This window comes from Nostoc sp. T09 (assembly GCF_002154695.1).
GTDB lineage: Bacteria > Cyanobacteriota > Cyanobacteriia > Cyanobacteriales > Nostocaceae > Aulosira.
In genome coordinates this window covers 1-19464 of sequence record NZ_MTAV01000094.1, presented here as the reverse complement: position 1 = coordinate 19464, position 19464 = coordinate 1, and the positions used below count along the sequence as shown (strand labels likewise).

General features: G+C 43.1%; 17 protein-coding genes. 10 read left to right on the top strand and 7 right to left on the bottom strand.

Translation table 11 applies throughout. From position 1 onward, the window contains the following. Positions 1–109: 109 nt before the first annotated feature. Positions 110–895, bottom strand: a complete 786-nt coding sequence (locus BV372_RS19380; protein ID WP_086688127.1) for a hypothetical protein — start codon at positions 893–895, stop codon at positions 110–112. A 246-nt stretch (positions 896–1141) separates the two neighbouring features. On the opposite strand from BV372_RS19380, the gene thrC reads away from it, so the two are divergent. The 3 genes from thrC (at position 1142) to BV372_RS19365 (ending at position 5510) form a co-directional block, all read left to right on the top strand. Continuing rightward, positions 1142–2446 (top strand): threonine synthase, encoded by a 1305-nt coding sequence (thrC, locus tag BV372_RS19375; protein WP_086688126.1) that lies wholly within the window; start codon positions 1142–1144, stop codon positions 2444–2446. Positions 2447–2550: 104 nt separating this feature from the next. Continuing rightward, positions 2551–2826, top strand: coding sequence for a MoaD/ThiS family protein (locus BV372_RS19370; RefSeq protein ID WP_086688125.1), 276 nt, complete (start codon positions 2551–2553; stop codon positions 2824–2826). A 347-nt stretch (positions 2827–3173) separates the two neighbouring features. Further along, positions 3174–5510, top strand: coding sequence for a cation:proton antiporter (locus tag BV372_RS19365; protein WP_086688124.1), 2337 nt, complete (start codon positions 3174–3176; stop codon positions 5508–5510). 151 nt (positions 5511–5661) lie between these two features. Here the strand turns inward: BV372_RS19365 and BV372_RS19360 are convergent, their stop codons facing one another. Then, on the bottom strand, positions 5662–5895 hold the full coding sequence (locus BV372_RS19360; RefSeq protein ID WP_086688131.1) for an RNA chaperone Hfq: 234 nt from the start codon (positions 5893–5895) through the stop codon (positions 5662–5664). 125 nt (positions 5896–6020) lie between these two features. Here BV372_RS19360 and dapF point away from each other — a divergent pair, with 125 nt between their 5' ends. Both dapF and BV372_RS19350 read left to right on the top strand, forming a co-directional pair. Further along, positions 6021–6860, top strand: coding sequence for a diaminopimelate epimerase (gene dapF, locus BV372_RS19355; protein WP_086688123.1), 840 nt, complete (start codon positions 6021–6023; stop codon positions 6858–6860). Between the two features lie 86 nt (positions 6861–6946). Then, positions 6947–7732, top strand: a complete 786-nt coding sequence (locus BV372_RS19350) for a DUF4058 family protein (RefSeq protein ID WP_086688122.1) — start codon at positions 6947–6949, stop codon at positions 7730–7732. A gap of 75 nt (positions 7733–7807) precedes the next feature. On the opposite strand, the gene BV372_RS19345 is transcribed toward BV372_RS19350, so the two are convergent. Then, on the bottom strand, positions 7808–8488 hold the full coding sequence (locus tag BV372_RS19345; protein ID WP_086688121.1) for a DNA-3-methyladenine glycosylase: 681 nt from the start codon (positions 8486–8488) through the stop codon (positions 7808–7810). Between the two features lie 486 nt (positions 8489–8974). Here BV372_RS19345 and BV372_RS19340 point away from each other — a divergent pair, with 486 nt between their 5' ends. From BV372_RS19340 to BV372_RS19330, 3 genes are all read left to right on the top strand, one after another. Next, entirely contained in the window at positions 8975–11500 is a 2526-nt protein-coding gene (locus BV372_RS19340) for a PAS domain S-box protein (RefSeq protein ID WP_179198151.1), read from the top strand. Positions 11501–11584: 84 nt separating this feature from the next. Next, a complete protein-coding gene (locus BV372_RS19335; protein WP_086688129.1) occupies positions 11585–13381 on the top strand; it encodes a PAS domain-containing sensor histidine kinase in 1797 nt (598 codons plus the stop codon). 370 nt (positions 13382–13751) lie between these two features. Then, the gene (locus BV372_RS19330) at positions 13752–13949 is read left to right on the top strand and encodes a DUF2795 domain-containing protein (protein ID WP_256973323.1); all 198 of its coding nucleotides are present in this window, start codon (positions 13752–13754) and stop codon (positions 13947–13949) included. Between the two features lie 64 nt (positions 13950–14013). Here BV372_RS19330 and BV372_RS19325 read toward each other — a convergent pair whose 3' ends face one another. From BV372_RS19325 to BV372_RS19315, 3 genes are all read right to left on the bottom strand, one after another. Beyond that, positions 14014–14661, bottom strand: a complete 648-nt coding sequence (locus BV372_RS19325) for a hypothetical protein (protein ID WP_086688119.1) — start codon at positions 14659–14661, stop codon at positions 14014–14016. 116 nt (positions 14662–14777) lie between these two features. Further along, positions 14778–15536, bottom strand: a complete 759-nt coding sequence (locus tag BV372_RS19320) for an intradiol ring-cleavage dioxygenase (RefSeq protein ID WP_086688118.1) — start codon at positions 15534–15536, stop codon at positions 14778–14780. Between the two features lie 162 nt (positions 15537–15698). Next, entirely contained in the window at positions 15699–15944 is a 246-nt protein-coding gene (locus tag BV372_RS19315) for a hypothetical protein (RefSeq protein ID WP_086688117.1), read from the bottom strand. Positions 15945–16094: 150 nt separating this feature from the next. Here BV372_RS19315 and BV372_RS19310 point away from each other — a divergent pair, with 150 nt between their 5' ends. Both BV372_RS19310 and BV372_RS19305 read left to right on the top strand, forming a co-directional pair. Then, positions 16095–16778, top strand: coding sequence for a response regulator transcription factor (locus BV372_RS19310; RefSeq protein ID WP_086688128.1), 684 nt, complete (start codon positions 16095–16097; stop codon positions 16776–16778). Then, the gene (locus tag BV372_RS19305) at positions 16775–18235 is read left to right on the top strand and encodes an ATP-binding protein (protein WP_086688116.1); all 1461 of its coding nucleotides are present in this window, start codon (positions 16775–16777) and stop codon (positions 18233–18235) included. Before BV372_RS19310 ends, BV372_RS19305 begins: the two co-directional genes overlap by 4 nt. Positions 18236–18352: 117 nt before the next feature. On the opposite strand, the gene BV372_RS19300 is transcribed toward BV372_RS19305, so the two are convergent. Further along, positions 18353–19105 (bottom strand): PAP/fibrillin family protein, encoded by a 753-nt coding sequence (locus BV372_RS19300; RefSeq protein WP_086688115.1) that lies wholly within the window; start codon positions 19103–19105, stop codon positions 18353–18355. Positions 19106–19464: the final 359 nt, after the last annotated feature.

Genomic DNA, 19464 nt, shown 5'->3' with positions numbered 1-19464 from the left:
GCCTCCCGCCACAATAGCTCGATGCCAGGTTCTATTTTTACACTAGCCTCTCTGATTAGACTCAGCGAGGCTTTTGTCTATTTAGCCAACTTACGAACCATTTGTCTAATCAGCTATCTGCTGCCCTATTGTGTGATGAAGTAATGGAAGAAGCTAATTGCCAAACTCTAGAGTATTCTCTAACAACCTGTCGCCCCTGAACAGAAAGAAAGGTGGTAGCAACTTGGACAGCATTTTTTGCTGCATCTCGACGACGCTGAAATTCACCTTCGTGACTGTGATATGTTTTTGCTAAATAGACCATTGAATTAGTAACATAGTGTTTATTGATTAAATGTAAGTTGCAAGCTAGTAGCATAACTAGGATGCCAAGATTGCCTGAGACTTTATTTTCAATCTCTTCAAACCTAGTAACAACTTGATATGAATAAATAGTTGCATGAGATACTTGACATAGTGTTTTCCACAAGACTCTCATCTCCTTCATTTCTGGGGCAACTATCTTCTTTAAAATTGCATTGGAAAAATATATAGTTTCTCCAGCTATCCACTTCGATATAAAATTATTGCTTTGTCCCAGAGAGGCAAACTTTGCAATCATTAAAGCTTCATAGACTGACCGTAACTGTGCCAAGCCTGAACCATACAAACCGTCTATTGTGAGTATAAAGCTCGAATAGAGTGCAATTTCGTTTTTAACTACTGCTGAGACTATTGGTGTTTCTGCATCGCGATGCTGAGTAAGATGGCGTTTTCCAAGGAAACCATAAAATAATTCAACATATTTATGTTGTGTATCAATGCATTTTTGTATAGCTGATATAATTTCAGAAAACTTTTCTTGTGCAAGACACCGATTACGTTGACGTTCTTTTTCTAATTCATCAAATCGCATATCTTTTATAGAAACCTACTAGGATTACAAAATACACTAAATGTAGAAACAATGATATTGTTTGGTTTGATAACTCTTAAGCGATAGTGAACAGTTTCTGAGTTCTTTCCAAGAGTTTTCTGTAATGATGCAAATTTTTTGACAAACCAAACATACCCGACAAAATTAGTCTGGTATGTTTGACTGGTATTTCTACTCGTGTTAGTATCAGGCGACAGTTGACAGACAAACAGGGAAAGCTAGTTTATGACTCAGACAAAATCCGCACTCACCGAAGCAGCCGCTATCTCTTTTCAAGCCTTGAAGTGTAAGGAATGTGGTGAGGAATATGAACTGAAAGCCAACCATGTTTGTGAGTTATGCTTTGGGCCTTTAGAAGTCAAGTATGACTACAATGCCCTGCGTAATTCTGTCACTCGTGAAAAAATTCAAGCTGGTCCCAACTCGATTTGGCGCTATCGTCCCTTTTTGCCTGTCGCAACTGACAATGTTATAGATGTGGGAACTGGGATGACTCCCCTGGTTCGTTCTCACCGTCTAGCTCGTCGTCTGGGTTTAAACAAGCTTTATATTAAAAATGATGCTGTCAATATGCCCACCCTCAGTTTTAAAGACCGAGTAGTTTCGGTTGCTTTAACTAGAGCTAGAGAGTTGGGTTTTACTACTGTTTCCTGTGCTAGTACTGGTAATTTGGCTAATTCTACAGCAGCGATCGCAGCTCATGCTGGGTTAGATTGCTGTGTGTTCATCCCCGCAGATTTGGAAGCTGGGAAAATTATGGGTAGCCTGATCTACAGTCCTACATTGATGGCTGTGAAGGGTAATTACGATCAGGTAAATCGTCTTTGTTCGGAAGTTGCAAACACACATGGCTGGGGTTTTGTCAATATTAATCTCCGTCCCTACTACTCGGAAGGTTCCAAGACCCTAGGCTTTGAAGTGGCTGAACAATTAGGTTGGGAGCTTCCCGACCATATCGTTGCACCTCTAGCATCTGGTTCACTATTTACAAAAATTTATAAAGGTTTCCAAGAATTCGTAGAAGTTGGTTTGGTAAAAGCCAAAGATGTCCGTTTTAGCGGCGCGCAAGCTGAGGGTTGTTCTCCCATCGCTCAAGCATACAAAGAAGGACGTGATTTCATTAAACCAGTCAAACCGAATACCATTGCTAAATCTATTGCGATTGGCAACCCAGCAGATGGTGTTTACGCGGTGGAGATAGCTAAGAAAACTAACGGTAATATTGAATCAGTCAATGATGCAGAAATTATTGAAGGAATCAAGCTGTTAGCAGAAACTGAAGGTATTTTCACAGAAACAGCAGGTGGTACCACCGTTGCAGTGCTGAAAAAATTAGTAGAAGCTGGCAAAATTGATCCAGATGAAACTACTGTGGTATACATCACTGGCAATGGTTTGAAAACCCAAGAAGCTTTACAAGGCTATGTTGGCGAACCTTTGACAATTGATGCCAAACTCGATAGTTTTGAACGAGCACTAGAGCGTTCACGGACTCTTGATCGTTTGGAATGGCAACAAGTACTCGTCTAAAGGATGTAGACACTCAAAGGGTAGGATGAAAGGTAAAGGCTGAAATAATCTAGTCTTAACCGTTTATACTTCTTAATCCATATTTCACACTTCATACTTCAACTATGTCTGTAACAGTTTTAGTTCCCACGGCTCTTCAGAAATTTACTAATAACCAAGCCACGCTAGAATGTAGCGGCAGTACTATTGCAGAACTGTTCGATTCTTTAGAACATAGCTGTCCTGGTATTAAATCGCGCTTGTGTGATGAAGAGGGAAAACCACGACGATTTTTGAATTTGTATGTTAATAGCGAAGATATTCGCTTTTTGGATGGGCCAAGCACACCCCTCAAAGATGGAGATGAAGTAAGTATTGTCCCCGCTGTTGCAGGTGGTTGATAGAGAGAAGTTCTAAATTTACTAAATATACATCTTTAGGCGTGCTTTAATGGCACGCTTATACTTTTTCATAGATTTCTCTAGGGGTCAACAGTCAACAGGTTGAGGGTGAATGTTGATTCTTTTGACTATTGACCCTTGAATAGAGCTTTGAAATCTCCGGCTTGGCTGTGAAGTACTTGTACGAAAAAAGTATGACACTTGCGTGAGTTCTAAAAATATTGGCTATATGAACATTTAACGTAAAATCTGCAAATTTTGTCTTCCTTGCACCAATAACTTGAGCATAGATATATAAAAATTTGTATGCTGAGGTTAATAGGTCTTAATAGTTCTTTTTAAAACTGGTGCAAGAAGATTTTAGGTTAATTGTTGATTTAGTGTTAGTTCTCGCCGTCGCAGCCTGTGGCGGACTGTTTGCGGCGCTGTTACGACAACCAGTTTTGTTAGGGTATCTCATCGGCGGGATGGTCGTGGGGCCTGCGGGACTGGGATTGATTAAAGAAATTATTCAAGTAGAGACTCTGGCTCAGTTCGGGGTCGCTTTTTTGTTATTTGCCTTGGGTGTAGAATTTTCGTTTGCAGAACTCAAGAAGGTAAAAGCGATCGCTCTCGGAGGTGGAGGGCTACAGATTGCACTGACAATTTTGATCACAGTAGTGGTGTGCGGCGTAACTGGAGCTTGGGGAGCTTTACCTGCTAAGGGCGTATTTTTGGGGTCAATTCTGTCTTTATCTTCAACCGCAGTTGTCCTCAAATGCTTGATGGAAAGTAACGAAACGGAAACGCCCCACGGACAGGTGATGCTGGGCATTTTGGTAGTGCAGGACTTGGCATTAGGGCTAATGCTAGCAGTCTTACCAGCACTGCATGAACCAGGTGAAGCGATTGGTGTGGCGGTGGTGACAGCGCTGGTACGAATTGGCTTATTTGCGGCTGGTGCAGTGGTGGCGGGGATTTGGCTGATTCCGCCACTGTTAAGACTTCTTGCCCGCACTGAAAGCAAAGAGCTATTTTTATTAGGTGTGGTGGCACTCTGCTTAGGAATTGCTCTGTTGACAGAGTATTTAGGGCTGTCGATTGAAATGGGGGCGTTTGTCGCTGGTTTGATGATTTCTGAGGTGGAATACGCCGACCAAACTTTGACCTATGTAGAGCCACTACGAGATATCTTTGCCAGTTTGTTTTTTGCAGCCATTGGGATGTTAATTGACCCAGTGTTTTTGTGGAAAAACTTGGAATTGATTCTAGGATTGGTGGCAATAGTTTTCGTAGGTAAGTTTTTAATCATCACACCTTTGGTGAAGCTGTTCCGCTATCCGTTAAAAACGGCTTTAATTGCTGGGTTAGGATTGGCTCAGATTGGGGAATTTTCCTTTGTACTTGCTAGCGAAGGGCAAGCGCTGGGCTTAGTTTCTCGAACAGTGTATTTACTGATTTTAGGAACTACAGCAGTAACACTTGTCTTGACCCCGTTTGTTCTACGCTTGGTGCCATTGTTATTTACTTTGGCGGAATCTATGCCTTGGCTGAAACCTTATTTAGAAGAAGTTCAGCCGCGTGATATCTCAGAAGACTTACCCTTGAAAGACCACGTAGTAGTTTGTGGTTATGGGCGAGTGGGCAAAAATTTAGTCAAGTTATTGCAGCAACACCAGCTACCTGTGGTAGTGATCGACCAATCTGAAAGTCGAATTCAGAAATTACGTGACGCTGGAGTGCCTTATGTATATGGGAATTGTGTAAGTTTACACGTTTTAGAAACTGCTGGGGTTAACCATGCCAAAGGAATGGCGATCGCACTTCCTGACCCGATGAGTACACGTCTTTGCCTCAAACGCGCTTTGGAATTGTGCCCCGAATTAGATTTAGTGGTTCGCGCTACCCAAGATAAAAATATTGAAGTGCTTTACCAACTGGGAGCCAGGGAAGTTGTTCAACCGGAATTTGAAGCCAGCTTAGAAATGGCAACATATTTATTAACAGGTTTAGGTTTGTCAGGAGAAATAGTACAACGGGAAATGCAGCAAATTCGCAAGGATCATTATTTAGACTTGCGACCAGAACGTACCGCATCTGAAGTATCCCGTGATTTACAGCAAGCAACTCGCGATTTAAATCGGCGTTGGTATCCCTTACCGTCTGCTTCACCTCTAATTGGCATGAGCTTAGAAGAAGCAGATATGCGTTACTTAATTGGGGTGAGTTTGATGGCAATTCGCCGCGCTAACGGCGAAGAAATAGACTATCCCGATAATCAAACGCGATTAGAAGAAGGCGATCGCTTGCTAGTGGTGGGAGCAGATGAAGAACTAGCAGCGTTGGCGGAATTTGCAGTTGGTAGAACAGCAGTTCCTGGAGAGAATAGCGCTTGCCAATGGACGACAATTAATGCGGATACTCCAGTTTTGGGTAAAAATCTTGTAGATTTGGATATTAGCGACAAATATAACGTAAAAGTAGAGGCAATCCGGCGGGATGGTAAGTTTATTCGCTCTCCTGATGGCAATATGGACTTGCGAGACGGCGATCAAGTATTGTTATGCGGTGGCTTGGCGAGTCTGAATCAACTACAACCTTTGTTTACCACACCTGACGGAGTGCGGCTATCTCTGCCAATAATAAAAGCTAGCGAGGCAGAAGCCGTAAAAGAATTTCTGCCTGTAGATAAGCCGATACCTTAAAACTAGTGGTCTGTCCCATTAATTTTGCTGGGTTAATTAACTTTTCAATTTCTCTTCCTTCGTGTACTTCGCGTACTACCCTTCGGGAACGGCTTCGCCGAACGCGGTTCGTTCCTCAAGCCATCATAATTTAATGCGATAGACCACTAGACTAACTTTTTGGCTTAATGTAAGCGATCGCCTGCTTCCAAACTGTAGTTTGCTGGCTGTTTTCATCTACAATACAGACGCAGTTTGGATCTTGCCAGATCACTCTACCCGTTAGTAGATCGCCCGTCACAAGTTTGAAATCTACTACAGCTGTTTGTTTAATTAGGTTTTGCACCTGCCGAATGCTGGGCAGTGAAGTATCAAATTCCGTAAGCGTTTTTGGTGATGTATGCATAGGGGAAAATGTTTTAATAGGGGATTGGAGACTAGGGGAATAAATGACAAAAGACAAATGCCTAATGCCTAATTTCTCATCCATAATCAACAGTAACTAATCTTTGATAATTCATCCTTGGGTAAATGGCAATCGAATTTACTAAGTATCACGGTTTGGGGAATGACTTCATTCTCATTGACAATCGCTCTTCATCCTTGCCAGTAATAAGTTCAGAGCAAGCAATTAAGTTGTGCGATCGCCACTTTGGTATCGGTGCTGATGGTGTGATTTTTGCTTTGCCTGGAGAAAACGGTACTGACTATACCATGCGGATTTTCAATTCTGATGGTTCAGAACCAGAAATGTGTGGTAATGGTATTCGCTGTTTAGCTGGGTTTTTGGCTGACTTGGAGGGCGGCTCTAGAAATAAAGACTCATATCGCATTCATACCTTGGCTGGTGTGATTACACCCCAACTCATGGCAAATGGCCAAGTGAAGGTGGATATGGGTTTACCTAGGTTACTAGCTGGAGAAATTCCGACTACCTTAAGTACTGCGGATACAAAGGTGATTAATCAGCCGCTAGAGGTGGCGGGACAAACTTGGGATGTCACCTGTGTCAGCATGGGCAATCCCCACTGTATTACTTTTGTGGAAGATGTAGCCGCAATTCCTTTAGAAATCATTGGGCCTCAGTTTGAGCATCACCCAGTTTTCCCCCAACGGACAAATACCGAATTTATTGAAGTTGTTAGCCGTAATTACTTGAAAATGCGAGTTTGGGAACGGGGTGCTGGTATTACCTTAGCTTGTGGTACTGGTGCTTGTGCTTCCCTCGTGGCTGGTGTATTGACCGAAAAATGCGATCGCATAGCAACGGTAGAATTACCTGGTGGCCCCTTGCAAATTGAATGGTCAGAAATCGACCAACGGGTTTATATGACTGGCCCAGCAGAGCGAGTTTTTACTGGGAAGTTATAGTTTCTTAAAAGGGCAGGTATCTGGCCTGCCATGCCCAAAAACTTAATTTGGTAGGATATGAGCAATGAGAATCACATCCTACCCCTATGCTCTCACCATTTCCAGGGATGAATCCCTACCTCGAAAATCCTGAACTTTGGCCAGAATTCCATCACTGGATAATCACAGCTATTGCAGAATTCTTGGTTCCTCAGCTACGGCCAAAATATCGTGTAGCAGTTGAGAAACGGGTATATCAAGTAACAGATGAAAATTCTGTTCTAGTTGGGATTCCTGATGTGAGTGTAGGGCGAGCGCTCATAAAAACTGAAACGGAATCATCTAGCGTTGCGGTTGTATCAGCGCCAGTTAAGCCCGTTACAGTCAACGTTCCTATGCCAGAGGAAGCGCGGGAAGGATACTTAGAGGTTAGGGAAGTAGGAACAGGGGAAGTTGTCACCGTTATTGAAGTTCTCTCACCCAAAAATAAGCGTTCTGGAGAAGGGCGAAATGCTTATGAAGGGAAGCGTCAACGGGTATTAGGAAGTATGTCTCATCTCGTAGAAATTGATTTACTGCGAGGCGGAAAACCTATGCCGATTTTGGGTAACGAGATTCAGGCAAGTTATCGAATTTTGGTAAGTCGCAGCAACTATCGCCCCAAGGCTGAATTATACCCGTTTAATTTGCCAGAACCAATTCCAGCTTTTCTATTACCGTTGCGTAAGGGAGATACAGAGCCTTTATTAGATTTGCAAGCATTAATACATGGGGTATATGACCGAGCAGGATTAGATTTGGCTATAGATTATACTCGTGAGCCTGTGCCGCAGTTGTCGGAAGCAGATGGTATTTGGGTTGATGCTTTGTTGAAAGAGCAAGGTCTAAGGTAGAAGCCTATACCTTTATTTAGAGATAATTAGTCTCACGCAAAGGCGCAGAGGCGCAAAGGATGAGAGAATAAGAGTTTACAGCTTTTTTAATTTGGAATTTCCTGTAAGGGCACTTAGATAATAGTGCCAGAGGATTCTGGTAGCGACTGCACGCCAAGGTCGCCAGTGTTGGGCGATCGCTTCTATTTGTGTTGGTGTGGGGCGCGTTGTCAATCCTTTGAGCTTTTGTAAGGCGATAATTACTCCTAAATCACCTTTAGGAAAGACATCAGGACGTTGCAGCGCCATCAACAAGTAAATATCAACTGTCCAATCTCCAATACCTTTGATCCGCTTTAATTCAGTTCTAATAGTCGTTTCGTCCATTGTCTCCAGTTTGATTAAATCAAGCTGACCGTTCCTGATTGCATTCGCCAATTCACGACAATAGAGCATTTTTTGCCGACTAAATCCAATTACTCTTAATTGCACATCATCAAGCGTCAGAAAATTCTCTGGCGTTAGCGGTTCAACAACAGCACATAGACGTGTAAAGACAGCCCTTGCAGCTGCTAAGGAAACTTGTTGTTCTAGAATTATCCGCAGCAGTGTGGGAAAACCTGTTTCTCTTGCCCATATAGGTGGCGGTCCTAAGGTTTCTAAAATTTGAGCAAAATCGCTGTCAAGATTGGCAAGCACCATCAAAGCATGGGTAAAACTTTCTTGAGTCAGTGATTTTATTTCTGGTGTTTGAGGAAATGTTTCTTTTAATGACATTTTTTATATCAATTGACGTTATTAGCTACCTAAGTGATTGTTAACAGTTTAATAAAATTGGGAATTTTAAATTAGCTCTATAAGGTGGAATTTTTATGAGTGGTAGTATTTACCTAATTCAGGATAATGGTCAACTAGTGGAGTAGAGGTTTTAGCCTATGAACCACCATTCAACTTAGAAGAGAAAAAAGCAGAATTGCTCAATCGATTTAAATCTGCTGTAGGAGCATCAATTTCTGTGAATTCTTATTGCTGGTATATTCCCTTATCTGCGCTCAAAGATGAGATAGTTTTGAAGCGATTTTTAGAAGTGCTCGCCTGGGCTATTAATAAAATTAAATCATCATGATCTGAAGAAATTCATTCATCCTTTAACAACTGTTCACCCAAATGGGTGAATGCGATCGCCTTAACCAGAACTACTCTGAAAGAGGAGGTAGTTTTAATGCTGTTAGCGATAATAGCTGACAACATCAAACTGTCAAGATGGCAATAGTTGCTTGCAAAACAAAGGCGCAAAAAGTGGATGAGACTGTAAAATCGCTGCATAAACCAGATTTTCAACAAGGAACGGTCACTCTGTTGGAAAAAATTGCAGCAAATTTACCGGGGATGGTTTTTCAGGTCTTGGAACAGCAGGATGGTTCCCAGGTTGTTAAATACGTAAGTTCTGGTTGTCGAGAACTATATGAGTTAGAACCAGAAGTTATCATGGCAGATTTGCAGGTGCTGCATCAACTGGTTCATCCACAGGATATCAAAGCCTTAGCAGAATCTGTTGATGTTGCTAAAGCTACTTTGTCCCCTTGGCGTTGGGAAGGTCGCATCATTACCCCAACTGGCAAACTCAAGTGGATTCAAGGTGCTTCCCAACTGGAAAGACAAAGTAATGGTGACCTGCTTTGGGAGGGTTTGGTAATGGATATTACAGACCGCAAACAAGCAGAAGAACAATTACGTAACAGTGAAATGCGCTATAAAGCAATTTTAGATGCGATTCCCGATTTGATGTTTCGCCTTAGCCGTGATGGTCAGTATCTAGATTTGAAAGGAGATGGAGCAAATATTGTTCTTTCTAGAGAAGAGATAGTGGGGAAAAATTTGCAGGATATATTGCCAAGTGATGTAGTTGCAATTACCCAGGAAGCGATCGCCAAAACTTTGAATTCTCAGAATTTGCAAACTTGTGAATATCAACTACCAACGCCTTTGGGAAGACGAGATTATGAGGCGCGGTTAGTTGTTAGCGGTGCAGATGAAGTCTTAGCAATTGTCCGAGATATTACAGAACGCAAACAAGCAGAGGCTAATTTGCAGAGTCTGGCACAGAAATATTCTAAAGCTTTTCGTTGCAGTCCCAATCCCATTACCCTCAGCACGCTGCAAGAAGGACGCTACATAGAAGTTAACGACAGTTTTGTCAGACTTTCAGATTTTCAGCGAGATGAAGTGATTGGTCGGACTGCTTTTGAGTTAAATATGTGGGTAGACAAGCGCGATCGCATGAAATTATTGCAACAGATGCAAGCTACAGGCTTTGTGCGCAACTTAGAAGTGGAATTTCGCTCTAAGTCTGAGAAAATCATTACAGCGCTGGTTTCAGCAGAAATAATTGATTTAGATGGTATCCCCTGCATTCTTGCAGTTACTCACGACATTACAGAACGCAAACAGGTAGAAGCTCAATTGCGCTTCTCGGCACAGCGCGATCGCCTGTTGACAGAAACCCTAGCACGAATTCGGTCTTCCCTCAACTTAGACCAAATTCTCCAAACTACAGTGACCGAAGTCCGGCAATTTTTGCAAGCAGACCGGGTTTTTATTGGTCTTAACGATCCCAAAGTGGGAGGTAGAACTGTTGCTGAATCAGTAGATCCCAACTATCCCCCAATCTTGGGTTGGACTACCGAGGATGAAACTTATCTCCAAGAATTGAAAAATCTACTCACAACTAATAGTGTGCGTTTAGTAGAAGATGTTAACGAAATAGTCGTATCACCCAAATTAAGAGCACATTATCAACAATTCCAAACACGGGCTAGCTTGGCTGTACCAATTTTGCTCAATAACGAATTGTTTGGCGCGTTAATTGCTAACCAATGTTCTGGGCCCCGTCAATGGCAAACAATAGAAATTGATTTACTACAGCAAATGTCAGAACAGTTGGCGATCGCCATTCAGCAAGCTCGACTTTACCAAGAACTAGCCACACTTAATACTAATTTAGAACACCAAGTAGAAGAACGCACCACCCAACTTCAACAGAAAATGCTGGAATTAGAAGGGCTGCAACGTGTTAAAGATGTGGTGTTGCATACCATAGCCCATGATTTGCGAACTGCGGTTATGGGTAACTTAATGGTGCTAAAGAATTTACTCAAAGGTCAGGGACAAGGTAAAGAAGCCAGCCAATTTCAAATCCCAGTGTCTCATTCGGTGATTGAACGCATGATTCAAGGCAATGACCGTCAATTAGGGATGATTGATTCATTGCTAGAAATTCATAGCTGCCAAGGTCAAGGAATTGCGCTACGCCGCGAATTGGTACACTTTAACACGGTACTGAAGTGTATCATCAAAGACTTGCAGCCTATGCTCAATCAAAATCAAGTGACTTTGAATAACTTGGTGCCGGAAGATTTACCATTGGTAATGGCAGATCCAACTCGGTTGCAAAAAGTTGTGGCAAATTTATTTACTTATAGTTTGCAAAACAACCCACCAGGACTAAATTTTACTCTTAAAAGCAAAGTTGAAGGTGACATGATTCGCACTGAGATTCAAGATAATGGTGTAGTCATGAGCAAACTAGAGTGCGATCGCCTCTTCGATTTGTATGTCCCGGAACCACAAGCTTGTTGTTCCACCAGTATGGCTTTAAAAATGTATCTAAGTCGGCAAATTATTCAGGCACATGGTGGCGAAATTGGTATTATTAGTCACCGTAAGCGCGGATTAACTTTTTGGTTTACATTACCCTTGGCAGCTCCATCTTCAACAACTCGCTCATAAAATAGCGTCAAAATATCAAGGTGTTATGGCAGTCTGGAAACAGGGAACACCTGGGATGGTATGGGCAAAGTTGGTAAAAAGTTAATGGCTACCTTATTAAGAACACTACAAAGGTGGGGTAAAACAGCCTTTAGAGCATCAACATCAGATAAAACATCTGCTGTTGCGAAAAGTTGTGTTCACGATCCAGAGTGGCTGGGTGCTAGACACCGCTTTTTGTGGCAGAGATTGCAGTTGTGGTTAATACTAGCCTTAATCTGCTTGTTGACCTTTACCTTGCGCAACATCTACGACGTATTTTTCCCCTTAAAAGAGTTTGAAAAACTACCAGATTTCCTAAAAACTCAGGGGCTATTTATCAATGTTGCCATGCTGCTGACTCTACTTATTTGTTTTATCCTGCATAAAACTCAGTTCGGTAGGCGTCATCCAGGACTGTTATTTTTGGGGTCATCTTGGTCAATTAGCCTAGGATCGCAGTTTTTCGCTACTATCAAAGGCTTTGCCTTACCTGATACCCTAGGTTGGTCGCTGCTATTTTTGAGCCAAGCCACATTTATTCCAGTTGGCTGGCGTTTACACCTAATGTCGCAGGTGGGTTTGCTAATTTACTATTTTGGTATCAATACTGCACTTCGGCTAAAAACACCTATACCCGAACACCCAGAAATTTATAATGTAACGTTTATATTATATGTTTTTTGGTTATGTGCTATTTGTGACATGGGTGTTTACCTTTATGATCGCCTGCAACGCTCCGATTTTTATGCGCATCAGGAACTAGAGTTTGCCTATGAAAAACTTAAGGTTACAGAAGGTAAATATCGCAGTATATTTGAAAACGCTGTTGAAGGTATCTTCCAAAGTAGTCCTGATGGACAGTACATTACAGCTAATCCTGCATTAGCAAGAATTTACGGGTATTCAACACCTGAAGAGGTAACAGCCAACTTTACTGATATTGAACATCAATTATATGTTGACCCCAACCGTCGAGCCGAGTTTGTCCGCTTAATTGAACAGTATGGCAGTATCTCCGAATTTGAATCGCAAATTTATCGCCGAGACGGGAGCATTGTCTGGATTTCGGAAAAAGCCTACGCAGTTCGTAACGAACAGGGTAAACTGCTTTACTACGAAGGCTTGATTGAAGACATCACAAAGCGTAAGCAAGCTGAGGAAGCACTGCGAGTATTTTTCCATGCAGTTTCTCACGACTTACGTAACCCAGTACTGGGAACTTTAATGGTGCTGAAGAATTTGCTAGCAAACCCAGAGAACAAAATTACAATTTCCCGTTCGATTTTAGAACGGATGGTCAAAAGTAGCGATCGCCAACTTAATTTGATTAATTCCTTACTAGAAGCTCATGTCAGCGAGGTAGAAGGAGCAGTCTTACAACTTCAACCTGTGCAACTACATACAGTTGTAGAAGCAGCGATCGCAGACTTAGAACCGATGCTAGCAGAAAATCAAGCAACCCTGACAAATTTAGTAACCGCAGATTTACCCTTAATCAATGCCGATCCTACGCAACTATGGCGAGTCTTTTCTAACCTGATTGCCAATGCAATTAAACACAATCCCCCTGGTTTACTCTTAACAATCAACGCCATCCTTAAGGGAGAGATGATTTATTGCACTGTTAGTGATAACGGTGTAGGAATCAGTCAGCAACAGAGTGAAAGACTTTTTGACCTCTACTATCGAGGTACTAACACCCGCAATTCTGTAAGTTTGGGATTGGGATTGTATCTGTGCAAGCAAATCATCCATGCTCACGGTGGCGAAATTGGTGTAAATAGTGAGTTGTCAGAGGGAGCAACATTTTGGTTTACATTACCTTTAGCAAATAATGAGGAATTACTTAGCAAATTTTGAGAAAATACTTCTATAAAAGTTTGCAGTTCTAGTTTTTTAAAATCCAATTAAATCTACTTTTGTTAACTTGACAAGTTAGTTATTGAAGAGTCTGATCCCCGCACAAGAGGATGTTGTTAACAGTCTTTAAATAGATTTTTTAAATAAAAATCTACCATTAGTATGATGTTAAAAAGCTATGTAACATTAAATTGTATATGTGGCAACAAAAAGTTCAGCTTCTTTTTGAGTGACTAATTGACTAAATTTTCCTTGATAGTACGAGTAAGCAGATCGAATGTGAGCAATAAATCCCAAATCTCAAACTTAAAATCGGATGAATTTTGACTGCTGATATTAGTACACAACTTTTCTATTTAGGAGCATCGCCATGATGAGTCCACTAAACTTGGTACAGCTAAATAAAAGCTTGAACGAAGTTGATTATCCAATCAGCAAAACTGCCTTAATTAAGAATGCAGAAGAAAAAGGTGCTGATGAGAAAGTACTTCGGGTTTTGAAAAAAATACCTTTAAAAGATTATGCAACGCCCACAGATGTGAGCGAAGCTATCGAAAGGCTCAAATAGTGGAGAAGTTTAGTAGCTAACCGGGTAAAGCAGACGTTAGCTATATTGTTTTATCTACGGCTACTTACCTATTTTCAGAAGGATCTGAGCGATCGCCTTCGCCGGGAGGATGAGGAGGAACACCGAGTGCATCCTTTAACTGTTGTTCAGTTACACCCAGCTTTGTAGCAGCAGCCTTAAAATCGGGGCGAGGCGGACGCTGATTTCTGTCACCTTGGCTTGGAGGATTAGCAGGTACTCCGAGGGCATCCTTTAACTTTTGTTCACTAACACCCAACTTCGCCGCCGCTGCTGCAAAATCGGGACGAGGTGGACGCTGATTTCTGTCACCTTGATTTTGAGGATTAGCAGGTACTCCGAGGGCATCCTTTAACTTTTGTTCGGTTACGCCTAGCTTTGTAGCAGCAGCTTTAAAATCAGGGCGAGGCGGACGCTGATTTCTGCCACCTTGACTTGGAGGATTAGCAGGTACTCCCAGGGCATCTTTTAACTTTTGTTCAGTTACACCCAACTTCGCCGCCGCTGCTGCAAAATCAGGGTGATGTGGTCGCTGCTGTCCGTCTTGTCCTTCCTGTGGTTGGTTGGGCTGTTGTGAAGCCTGTGCAATCCGATGGGATGGATTAGCAGCATTTACCTGATTCAGCGAAATCAACCCAAATGTACCAGCCAGAACGGAAATTGCTGTTACGACTACTGCTTTATTAATATTCATGTTCATCCCCGGAAAGATTGGTTGTTTATGTTTCTGATTTAACCGACTCAAAATTACAGTTCACCCTGCTTGTGGATTACAATTTTGTAATTTTTGTGCCTAGTACCCTGCTCAAATCACGTCATCTGAAGCCCAACATCAAAGGTTGCTGCATAGCCTTGTCCATTCTTGGTGAGCTTAAGCAACATTTGCTCGCCACCATCTTGAAAAATTCCGTCATCAGCATTCTTCTGCGTGCGCTGTCCCTTGCTGGCGTAGGGTGCTTGGGTGTACACGCGATCGCTTATTGCATCATCAAAATATAGCTGGGATGTAAACTCGTAGCCTTGGTCTGATGTCCCATCTGTGCGGACTTTAAAGTGAATATGCACAGTTCTACCTTGATACCAACCAGGGTAAATAGTTGTGAACTGGACATTTCCCTTAGCGTCGGTTACTTGATAGCCACGCAGAAACTTTTTGCCGACAGTATTAAAACTGCGGTCTGTCACATCCGAATAAACACCCAGTGCGTCACAGTGCCAAAGATCCACGATCGCACCTACCATCGGTGTGCAACCATTACTACCTACCTGAGAAACGTGCAGCGTTAATTGCAGTGGTAAGCCTTCTTTAACCGAACCATCCGCCGGATCGGAGCGAATATCAGAGCGATTGAGCTTCTCGTCTACGAAATACGGCCCTTCGGTCTGCTGTGGACTCACGACACAGGCAGGTGTAGATGATGCTAGAACGGCTACACTCGACTGTGCTTGTGTGGAACTGGACTTTTTCGGAATGCATCCCACCACAAATATTGCGGTTCCGGCTGCTCTAAATAGAGCAAGTGCTTCTCTTCGAGTTAAAATTCGACCTAATTGGCGATTGTTTTTCATGATGTCTAACTTTTAGATTTAATCCCGACCAGCGATGTTTATTTCTTGGAGATCCCCCTTAGTCCCCCTTAAAAAGGGGGAAAATTAACTTTGGGGGGTTGGGGGGATCTAAGCTTAAATGAACGTATTGCTTTCTAACCCGTCTTGAATTACGAATTACGATCAACGATTATTCGGTCTTACCTGGTTGCGATTTGCGTCCTGATGGGGTTGAGGAAGACGCTTTTTCTGTTGTGGGCGGGGTTGACGATGCTTAACCTGTGGTTTTTCATTCGGTCTTTGCTGTTGTGCAATCTGTGGATTGCGATCGCGTGGATTAGCGGCGTTCGCCTGATTGGGTGCAACAAAACCAAATGTGCCAATCACAAAAGGAATCGCTACCACGGCTAAGACTCTACGAATATTCATCTCAATTAACCTCGAAAATCACTGTTGCTTACATTTATGATTAATCCACTCCAAAATGACAGCTTGCCTAGTTTCTAAATTACACTTTTGTAATTTGAGCTAAAGAGTAATCAATCTAAAATGGAACAATAGATGAAGTAATAAATGCTTGTGAACGTTCTGTTTGTCGAAGATGAAGCAAAAATTGCTAACTTCGTCCGGGCTGGGCTGAAGGAGCAGGGATTTGTCGTAGACTACTGCGACAACGGTGATGATGGATATCTGCGGGCATTGGATAACGAATACGATGCGATTATTCTTGACATCATGGTGCCAGGAAAAGATGGACTATCGATTCTCAAACAATTGCGGCGGGAAGGTCGCAATGCTCCGGTGATTTTGTTGACGGCTCGTAATGAACTAGACGATCGCCTCGAAGGTTTGAACTTGGGAGCCGATGATTACATTGCCAAACCGTTTTTTGTCGAAGAGTTAGCAGCTCGCATTCATGCGGTTGTGCGTCGGAGTGTAGGCGATCGCCAAAATCTCCTTGCAGTTGGACCTATTAAACTCGATCGCATTACGCGAGAAGTTACTTGCAATCAACGAGTCATAGAACTCACCAGCCGCGAGTTTAATTTGCTGGAATATCTCATGCGCTCTCCCGGACGAGTTTTCACCCGTACCCAAATCCTAGAACATATTTGGGGCTACGACTTTAACCCCAACACTAATGTTGTGGATGTATGTATCCAGCGAATGCGCAAAAAAATTGACCCCATCGATGAAGCCAGCTGGATTGAAAGCATTCGCGGCGTTGGCTATCGGTTTCGCAAGCCAGAATCTTCATCGTGAAACAACTGCGTTCATTTCGACTCCGGATTGCCTTATTGTCTGCTGCTCTAGCTGGTAGCACATTAGTAGGGTTTGGTGCAGTCTCCTGGTTTCAGATTTACAATGCCAAGATGAGCCGCCTGGATGCAGAATTGTTAAATCAGTTGATGCGTGCTAGTCGTCCACCTGAAAAAGAGCGATACTCCGAAGGAGTCGCTCCGCGATCGCATCTCCGCCCAGAACCACTAGCTTTTGGTTTGGGAGCCAATACAAAAACTCCTATCGCCCTGCTGGTACTAGACGCCAACGGCAATACAATTTTTCAATCTAACTCCCTACCTACGGATGTTGAGGTGAACAGTCTGCTAGTTAAGCGTCTTCAATTAACACCTGCACCCCCGCCTAGAGAACGACCAAATCCATCCGTAGATCAACCGCCATTTCGCCCACTTCCCCCGCAATTTATTACTGCACAGACAGCAAAAGCCAGCTGGCGAATTGGAGCGACTAAATTTCCCAATACTCAAGTTGCGATCGCTGTTAGCTTGCAAGCCGTCAATCAAGAGATGGCTAGCATTCGCAATATCTTCCTAGTTTCCATTCCGGGAGCGTTGCTACTGGTTGCGGTCGGAGCATGGTTGGTTTCTGGTAGTGCATTGCGTCCCATCGGTCAATTAACAGGTGTCATTCAACAAGTGACAGTCAAAGGGCTAGATCAGCGAATTCCCATTGGTACAACAGATGTTGAATTTGTTGAACTAATTCAGGTGTTTAACCAAATGCTGTCACGCCTGGAACGCAGTTTTACTCAAGCCTCCCGGTTCAGTGCTGACGCCGCCCACGAACTGAAAACCCCACTGACCATTCTGCAAGGCGAACTGGAAAGAACTCTGCAACAGGTTGACCCCGGAAGTGAAGTGCAACAGCGCCTCAGCAATCTGTTGGATGAAGTGCGCCGCCTAAGTGGAATTATGCGGAAACTCTTGCTGCTATCTCTGGCAGATGCAGGACAAATGAGCTTGTATTTAGTTGAAGTAGATATGTCACAGTTGCTGATGGAGATGGTCGAGGATGTAGAACTATTGGCTCCTCACTTGAGTTTGCAAACTGATATTCCTGCTGGACTAAAGGTACAGGGCGATCGCGATTTGCTCATGCAAGTTCTACAAAATCTGTTGAGTAATGCCATCAAATACAATCTTGCCAACGGCTGGATCGAGATTCATGCAGAGAAAACCCAAACAACTCTCCAGGTGACAATTGCCAATGCATCAAAAGACATTCCAGTGAGCGATCGCGATCGCCTTTTTGACCGCTTCTATCGTGGCGATCCGGCCCGTACCCGTAAGGTAGAAGGAATCGGACTCGGACTCAGCCTCGCCCGCGAAATTGCTCGCGCCCATCGTGGCGACCTCACTCTTAATTCCCCATCTAACGGTCAAACAGCCTTCACCCTTACCTTGCCGATTACTCATTAAAACTGACGCGGAAACAGACAGACGCGGTGAAGTTGATATAAGAGAACTCCAAAAAATAAATTATCCAATTTCTGCGTTTATCACTACTATCAAATTCTTCTCCCCCAGCTTCAAAAATTACTGCCGTTCACACACCAACACGGTTCCCCGTTCCCCACGAGTGATCCGTAGTTCCTCATCAAGATAGAGAATTTCTAAACGACCTTTAGGCGATCGCTTCATACTAAAAGCAACTTCTCCGGTTTCTAGATTCATACCTTGAGTAGGAACTAAACCAAACATCAGTCTGAAGAAAGCCGACTTCAATTTTTCTTGCCAACTTATCCTAGAAGCTGATTGTTGATTGCCAAAAACTGCTTGCCACTCCGCTATGTTTGTTGACTCTTGCGGCGCTAAAGTTCCTCCCGTAAATTGTACTTGCAGCACTGTGTCGTTTAGAGGAGAACAGACTCCTTGGGTGCGAACAGTTCCAGCTAGCTTGGGAAGCGACTCATCAATTGTCGTAAATTCCACAATGATATCGTGGCTGCGCTGTTCACCATTGCCCAACAAAAACACGGGTTGTAGCACTCGCTTAATAACTACTTTTAGTTGTGTTGGTTGAAACATATTGAAAGCCACGCGACCAAGAGTGTAGGCAAAGCTGCCATCTGGAAGTTGCTCTGCTTCTGGGAAATTTGGCGCACTAATCAATAACCAATTACTATCCAGTAGCGTACCGCTATGGGTTGGTGCGATCGTCGGGTTGAGAACTTGGAGATTCTCAATTGCACCAATTACGTGTTTTTCTTTGGTATTTCCACCACTAGCAGCCAGCGCCTGACGCAAATCTTGTTTCGCAGCTTCACATTTTCTGGTATCTACTGCCATAGGTTGAAATTGTCTAGCTCAACTGATGCTACTTTAGCAAGAAAGGCCAGGCAGAGGAGGCAGTTCATGGGGAAATACCCTCACTATCTCAATGGTGCGGCTATTGCACAAAGCCTGCCTACCCTTCTTCTGCAAAGACGCTACGCGTAGCTTGCTTAAGCGTAAGTAGAACGGTGCAAATAAATCAAAGTATGTAACGAAAAGTAAAGTTGCCTAAAAACCTCTTCCCTTCTGCCCTCTGCCTTCTGCCTTGTCATAACGACAATTATTTAACACCGACCTACTTAGGAGTCTACGGCGTACACACAAGTCTTAAAATTCAACCTAACGCTTGGTTTCGTCGTCTAGCTTTAGGTTGT

What these genes read in the sequence shown, in the direction of transcription:
- BV372_RS19325 (WP_086688119.1), bottom strand. Translation starts at nt 14,661, where the DNA reads ATGAATATTAATAAAGCAGTAGTCGTAACAGCAATTTCCGTTCTGGCT.
- BV372_RS19320 (WP_086688118.1), bottom strand. Translation starts at nt 15,536, where the DNA reads ATGAAAAACAATCGCCAATTAGGTCGAATTTTAACTCGAAGAGAAGCA.
- BV372_RS19315 (WP_086688117.1), bottom strand. Translation starts at nt 15,944, where the DNA reads ATGAATATTCGTAGAGTCTTAGCCGTGGTAGCGATTCCTTTTGTGATT.
- BV372_RS19335 (WP_086688129.1), top strand. Translation starts at nt 11,585, where the DNA reads ATGGCTACCTTATTAAGAACACTACAAAGGTGGGGTAAAACAGCCTTT.
- BV372_RS19370 (WP_086688125.1), top strand. Translation starts at nt 2,551, where the DNA reads ATGTCTGTAACAGTTTTAGTTCCCACGGCTCTTCAGAAATTTACTAAT.
- BV372_RS19330 (WP_256973323.1), top strand. Translation starts at nt 13,752, where the DNA reads ATGATGAGTCCACTAAACTTGGTACAGCTAAATAAAAGCTTGAACGAA.
- BV372_RS19345 (WP_086688121.1), bottom strand. Translation starts at nt 8,488, where the DNA reads ATGTCATTAAAAGAAACATTTCCTCAAACACCAGAAATAAAATCACTG.
- BV372_RS19350 (WP_086688122.1), top strand. Translation starts at nt 6,947, where the DNA reads ATGCTCTCACCATTTCCAGGGATGAATCCCTACCTCGAAAATCCTGAA.
- BV372_RS19340 (WP_179198151.1), top strand. Translation starts at nt 8,975, where the DNA reads ATGGCAATAGTTGCTTGCAAAACAAAGGCGCAAAAAGTGGATGAGACT.
- dapF (WP_086688123.1), top strand. Translation starts at nt 6,021, where the DNA reads ATGGCAATCGAATTTACTAAGTATCACGGTTTGGGGAATGACTTCATT.
- BV372_RS19300 (WP_086688115.1), bottom strand. Translation starts at nt 19,105, where the DNA reads ATGGCAGTAGATACCAGAAAATGTGAAGCTGCGAAACAAGATTTGCGT.
- thrC (WP_086688126.1), top strand. Translation starts at nt 1,142, where the DNA reads ATGACTCAGACAAAATCCGCACTCACCGAAGCAGCCGCTATCTCTTTT.
- BV372_RS19380 (WP_086688127.1), bottom strand. Translation starts at nt 895, where the DNA reads ATGCGATTTGATGAATTAGAAAAAGAACGTCAACGTAATCGGTGTCTT.
- BV372_RS19360 (WP_086688131.1), bottom strand. Translation starts at nt 5,895, where the DNA reads ATGCATACATCACCAAAAACGCTTACGGAATTTGATACTTCACTGCCC.